Below are 6,686 nucleotides of genomic sequence, written 5' to 3'. Positions count from 1 at the left end.
TTCCTGGTCTTCATTCAAGCAGCGGGAGTTCACGCCTCCCGCTTCCCCATTTTCTATTTGCCGTTCTTACTCGGCACTGCTGTTGTCTTTATTACAGTCATCACAGCTCGGATCCGGCTCGCAACGCAGCGTCTCTACTTCCCCGCCGATCGCCGAGTAGCCGCCCCCATACCCCGAGCCACTGCCGGTGCCGCCCCCGTAGTAGTAACTGCTGCTACCACCACCGCCTCCGCCGCTGGAGCAGGAGCCATACGTGGCTGTGGCCCAACGCGTGGAGGTGCCTCCCGGTACGATCTGCCCGTTCGCACACTGACTCTGGTAACTCACCCGGTACTGGAAGCTGTAACTGCTACAGCCAGCACCCGTAGCATCGCCCTCTTCCGCGGGGTTGAAGTCTCTGAGCGCGGTAATCCGGTAGGGGATATACGCGACCTCGCCCGCTTCCAGGGTGTCCGGTACTTCGGCGAGGAACTCGAACGCGACGACATCGTTGCCGGTGGGCAGTGTGTTGGTGACATTGTCGGCACGGATCAGGCCGTAGTTGGTGACACTCAGTTCGCCGGTAAACACGTCGCCCTTCTGCATGTCGGGCAGGGTGATGCTGAGCGGGTCGAGCATGACCACGGCGACGGGGACGTGGGTTTCGAAGGTGGCTTCGAGTTTGATCTCGTAGCGGTCTTCGAGGTTGATCTCGTTCACTTGCCATTCGACGCTGATGATCTGGTTCATCAGGAACACGTCTTCGGCGACGGTGATGCCGGGTTTAACCCACAGGCGGCCGGCGACGCTTTCGTGGTCGAAGGCGGTAACCCGGTAGCTGTAGCGACCGGCGGGCAGGTCTTTGAGCAGGGCTTCGCCGTTGGCGTCACTGTTGATGGTGCGGGTTTCGGAGAGCACCTGTTCGTTCTGCAGTTCGATCTTGGCACCTTGCAGGCCGGGGATCAGCTGGTTGTCTTCTCCCAGGGTGGCGGTGTAGATGTCACTGATATGGAAGAAGGCGTCGCCCATTTCCGAGGTGACAACGGCGACGTAGAGGGGCACGCTGAAGCTGTGGCCGCCGTCGCCGGTGATCTGCAGTTTGAAGCTGTAGTTCCCCTGGGCAACGCTGCTGTCCGGGGCGAAGCGCAGGCTGACGTCGCGACTGGCCCCGATGCCCAGGTCGCCGAGACTGTTGGTGCCGTTGAGGCCGATCCAGTCCGGGGCGGGGTTGCCGGCGTCGTCCAGCAGTTCCAGGGTGCCGTTGTGCAGCACGTCGAAGCCGGTGTTGTTGAGAGTGAGGGCTTCGGTGGTGCTGTCGCCCAGTAATACGCCGGTGTCGATAAACGCCGGTTTGGTGGTGATCACCGGGCGGCTTTCCGAGAGGCGGTATTCCACGGCGATGTCTTCCAACACCTGTGGGCTGCCGTTGACGTCGGCGAGAACCTGGAAGTACAGGAAGCCGTTTTCCGGGGCGAGGTTGTCGCCCATCAGGGTGAGGTTGATCACGCCTTTGGCTTTCGGGGCCAGGTCGATGATGGCGCCCGGATCCAGGTGGAGTCCGCTTGGGATCTGCAGCTGGGCGTCGTCAGGGGCGGCGACAGAGACCAAGCGGACGTTGCTCAGGTCGCTGCTGTAGCCGGCCTTGACGGTGATCGGGATCACCTGGTTGTAGTTGCGCGGTACCCGGATACTGACCTGGTTCGGGGTCACTGCCGAGGTGAGTACGCTGAACTCGCCCTGGTTGGGACGCGCGAGGCTGTCCGGGTGGATGACGGAGACGCGCCAGATACCACTCTGCCCTTGCGGGTCGAAGGTGTAGCTGAAGCGGCCGTCGCTGTCGGTGATGACGGAGGCCTGACGCTCGAACCCGCGCAGTGCCATCACCAGGGTCAGGGGGACGTTGCCGGTGGCGGTGTCGCTGCCGCGGTCAATGGCCTGGCCGGTGAGGGTGACGGTGTCTTCGGCGGTGTAGATCTCCGCTGGGGTCACGGCATCCAGGGCGCCGTAGTAGGCGGTCTCCTGCAGGGAGGCCTGGGTGCGGGTGCCGTTACCGTCGATGATCACTTCGGTGGCTTTGCCGGTGTGGTAACGGAAGTGATCCACTTCCAGGGCAACGGTGACCAGATCCGGGGCGGCGGCAGGGATAGGCACTTCGATCCAGTCGGAGACGAAGCTTTGCCCCGCCTGCAGGCGTGCGACGGTGGCACCATTGGCGACGGTGATGACGTTGCCGGTGAACTGCTGCACGGGCTGCTGTGACAGGAGGTTGCCGTCGCTGTCTTCGATCCGCAGGCGAACCTCGTTGGAGGCAGCCTTGCCGTTGCTGCGGGCCATGAGCAGTTCGGTTTCCACGGCGGAGGTATTCTCCAGGGTGAAGCGGAACTTGCCGAGGCCGCCGCGATAGACGGTGTCGGATTCCAGCGACAGGCGCAGGGCGCCGTCGCCGACGAGCACCTGATCCTGGGCCTGGATAAATACCAGTTCGCCGGGCAGTGGTGACTGCTCGAGGCGCAGCTGGATATCGCTGAGGGTGCTCAGCTTGGCGTAACCGCCGATGACGATGGGCACTTCGACGAGACCGCCGGCGGCGACGCTGAAGCTGGCGGACTGGTGCTCACGCGGTGCGCCATTGTCACTGACGGTGGCGAACAGCCGTACGCCGGTGACATTTTGGGTGCCGCGGTTTTGCACCCGGAAGCGCACTTCGTTCATCACGCCGCGTTCCAGTACCGACTGACCTTCGGCCGGCTCGATCACTTCGACCGAGAGTGCCGGCAACAGCAGGCTGTGGCCAATGCTGGTCGCGCCCTGGTTGTCTTCGGCAATCACGGTGTAACGGCGCTCGGCGGTGACGCCTTGGGCGCCGGCGGTGAAGCCTTCATCGACGAAGGTGGTGGGGTTGCCGCTGTGGGAGATCAGCGCGGTGGTGATCTCCTGCAGGTTCTCTACTCCTTCACCCGTGTCCCCCTCGCCCGCTGCACCGGCACCGTCCACATACACCCGGTAGCCGGCAATGGCAGCACCGCTGTGGTGCCATTGCAGTTGCGGGTGGCCATCAGCGTTGACGGTGATGCTGAGGTCGCTCACCGGCAGCAGGCCGAAGTTGAGGTAGGCGGTGTCGCTGGGCACGGACTCGTTGCCGGCGTCGTCCAGTGCGGTAATCGCATAGGCGTGCTGGCTCTCGCTGGGGTTGCTGTCCAGCGCGATGGGCTCGGGGATACCAGTCTGCAGCGGGGTGACGTTCTGCAACAGCTCGGCGGTGGCGTTTTCCCCTTCGCCGAGGTTGAGACGGTAGAGGTTGTAGGTAAGTGTTACGCCCTCTTCCGTGTTGCCCTGGGCATCACTGGTCGGCGCGGTCCAGGTGGCGACGATGCCGGCACCGTTCAGTTCCAGCGCCAGATCCGCCGGCGCGGCCGGGGCGATGCTGTCAGCACGCACGGCCACCGGGGCGCTCAGGGCACTGACGGCGACCTGCTCGTTGCTGCGGCGTTCACTGGCAATGGCGTAGTAGTACTGGCCATCGCCGGGCAGCTGGTCGACGGTATTGGTGTCGGTAAGGCGCAGCAGTTCGGTGAACTCGGCTTCGCTCCCCGCACGGCGATACAGGACGTAGCGCGCGTCTTCCACCGGATCCCACTCAAGGGCCACGCCGGCATTGGGCTGGGCGATCGCTTTGAGGTTCTGCGGGATATCCAGTGGCGGCAAGTCGCCCTGGTACACCTGGAAGGCGTTGCGCACACGCACTTTGTCGCCCAGGTTATCCAGATCGTCGGCGGCCTGGTAACTGAAGCTGAGGTTGGCCACCGAGGGGTTGCCCTCGGCATCCTGTCCGGCAGTGGTGGGCAGGATGAAGTTGCCCACCCACAGGGGTTCGCCGTCGCTGGACTGAGCATCGCGGGTCAGGCTGATACCGGCGCTGTACTCGGCGATGGCAACCGTGTCGAGCTGCGGGATCAGGGTGGGCTGTGTGCCGGGCTTTACTTCGTCGTTCAGCTTGGCCACCACTTCCACCAACAAACCGTTCTGCCCGTCGACCTTGAGCGGTGCACCGGGGTTGAGGGTCAGGGCGATGACTTCGGGGCCCTTGGCGTCGATCAGCAGGGTGCCGCCGGCGTCGATCAGGGTGCCGCGGTTACCCACATCATCGTGGGCCGACATGACCGCATACGCGGTACCCGAGAGCATACCGGGCTCGATCATAAAACTGCCGGTATACAGGGTGTCGTCGCTGTAGTCTTTGCGCAGTTCGACGGTCAGCGGGACACCGCCTTCCGGTACCAGCGCGAAGTAGGGTTTGTTGCGCAGGGGTTCATCAAACTGCACCGCCAGTTCCACAGTCCCCGGGGCATAGCGGCCCGTGGCACTATCCACAAGCCCATTGGACTGGTAGCCGATATTTACAACACGGGGGCCGGCGCTGTCGGCGTTGGCTTCGACCACGCTGGACAGGGCACTTTCGGTGGCCGCGGCATTGACGGCGGTGACGGCGTAGAAGTAATGGCCATCCTCTGCCGGCAGGTCGCTGAACTTGGGTTCCTTCAACAGCTGGCTGTTGAGCTTCTGCGCCTGTTGCGGGTTACCGAAGGTCGCCGTGGCCCGGTATACGTTGTAACCGGCGGTGATGTTGTTGGCATCGCTGCTCTCCACCTGGTCCCAGGACAGGGAGATCTGTCCCAGTTCCCGCTCGATGACGGTCAGGTTGGCCGGTGCATCCGGGATCGAGGTGTTGAGTTCGATGGTGCGCGCGGCACTGTGCGGGCCGAAGCCACCGCTGCGGCCGGGGTACTCCGCCGCGGCGGTAATACTGTTTTGACCTTCTTCCAGGGTGACCTCGATCTGGAACTTGCCATAGCTGTTCACCAGCTGGGTGTCACCGGTCGCGGTGCCATCGCGGTACAGCTGCACCTGGGTGCCCTGCTCGGCCTCACCCTGGATCAGTACCCGCGGCTGGTTGCTGATGGTGCCTTCCACCGGGGCGGTAATCTGCGGTGCGGCGGGCGAGGCCAGTAACACACTGAAGGCGTACTGGCCGATGGTGCTGTTCTCCCACACGTCGTAAACCTTGACCATCAGGGCGTGATCGCCATCGGTCAGGGTCTGCAGGGTGAGAGAACGGCCGAAGGCGCCGTTGCTGGCGGCGTACTCGGTCCCCAGCAAAATACCATCGACAAAGAACTCCACGCGGGCAATGTCCGAGTCGTCACTGGCGGTGATCTGGAAGCGGCCATCCTGGGACAGCTGCGGTACCGCCAGCAGGTCCAGCAGGTCGCTGCCCTGCTGATAGTGCGCGGCACTGATCACCGGGCCGTCCGTATCCGCGACCGGGGTCACCGCCACCGGGGTTACCTGCGGGTCGCTGCCGCCGGAGATATTGACCGATGCCACGGCCACGTAATACGTGGTGCCGTTCTTCAGGCCGGCCAGGGACCAGGTCTGCTCGCTGTCAGAGGCGAGCCCCCGGCTCTGGATCTTCTTCGCCTGCAGACCTTCCAGCGAACTGAAGTTGGCTTCCTGTACATACACCGCGTAGTGCTTCAGCAGGTTGTACGGGGCAACACTGGACCAGGTGATCTCGATCTGACTGCTCTTCGGTACCACGGAGACCGTCGCCGGGTTCGGCAACAGGGTGGTGCCGGCATCGGTGACTCCGGCGGAGCCATTACCGCTGCTATCGTAAGCGGACACGCGGATCGGGTACGACGTGGCCGGGCTGAGGCCGGTCACGGTGTACTGCACCACCGCCGCGGGATCAGACAGGGACGCCAGCGGGATATCATCCACACGACCTTCGGCATCATTGATAAACGCCACGTGATAACCCGCCAGATCGCCGTCGCTGTTGGCGGACGGGTTCCAGCTCAGGGACAGGCTATCCGCACCCGGCACCACCACCAGGTTGGCGACCTCATCCGGCGCCTGGGTATCCACCGGCACCGCCGAGGCAGAAGCCACTGCCGGGTTGAACAGCGCCTGCGTGTCGAACGCCACGACCGCAAAGTGCGCTTCGGTGGCACGCGGCAAGCCCTCCACACGGAACTGTTTGGTGCCTTGGGGAACCACGGCTACCGGGGTTTTACCCGCAATATCGCTAAACGCCGCAGCGCTTTGATAAATACGGTACTCACTGATGTCGTTACCGTTGGTGAACTCGTCGTAGCTGCTCCAATCCAGCAACAGATCGGTACCATCGCCACTGGGATCGATCGACAAGGCAACCGGTCCCGGCGGGTTGTTATCGTAACGGATCGCGGCCGTGGTCGGCGTGCTCGCATTACCCGCCGCATCGCGCACCACAAACTCGATGGTGTTATCCCCCTGCAGCAGGGCAACCTGGGTACTCCAGGTGGTCTCCGCTGACGCCACCACCGCCAGACTGCCGTTAACCAAGACTGCGCTGCCCGCTTCCTTACTACCAGTAAAGGTCTGGGCATTGACGGTGGTGATCGATGGGTATTCACCCAATACGGCGGGTGCCGGTGGGGTGTAGTCCAGCACGAACGTATAGGTCTTCTGGATGGACAGGTTACCGAGCTTGTCTGCAATACGCGCAACGATCTCGTACTCGCCATCGAGGAATGGGGCTTCGGGGGTGAACTGAACCTGGCCTTCGTACAGCGCCATGGAGCCGGACAGGGCTACGCCGTTGCGCTTAACCACCAGGGAGCTGGAATCGAGGTCGATACCACTGCCTTCCTCGGTGACCACCA

1 protein-coding gene is annotated in these 6,686 nt (G+C 63.4%); it reads right to left on the bottom strand.

The genetic code is table 11. From position 1 onward, the window contains the following. Positions 1 to 66: 66 nt before the first annotated feature. Positions 67 to 6,686: fibronectin type III domain-containing protein (locus ACNKU7_RS18695; protein WP_418298505.1), on the bottom strand; the 6,620-nt coding region annotated here is incomplete at its 5' end.

It is taken from the genome of Microbulbifer weihaiensis, assembly GCF_048323715.1.
Classification (GTDB): Bacteria; Pseudomonadota; Gammaproteobacteria; order Pseudomonadales; family Cellvibrionaceae; genus Microbulbifer.
Note: the sequence above shows the minus strand (reverse complement) of the source record. Positions and strands in the feature narration are given on the sequence as shown.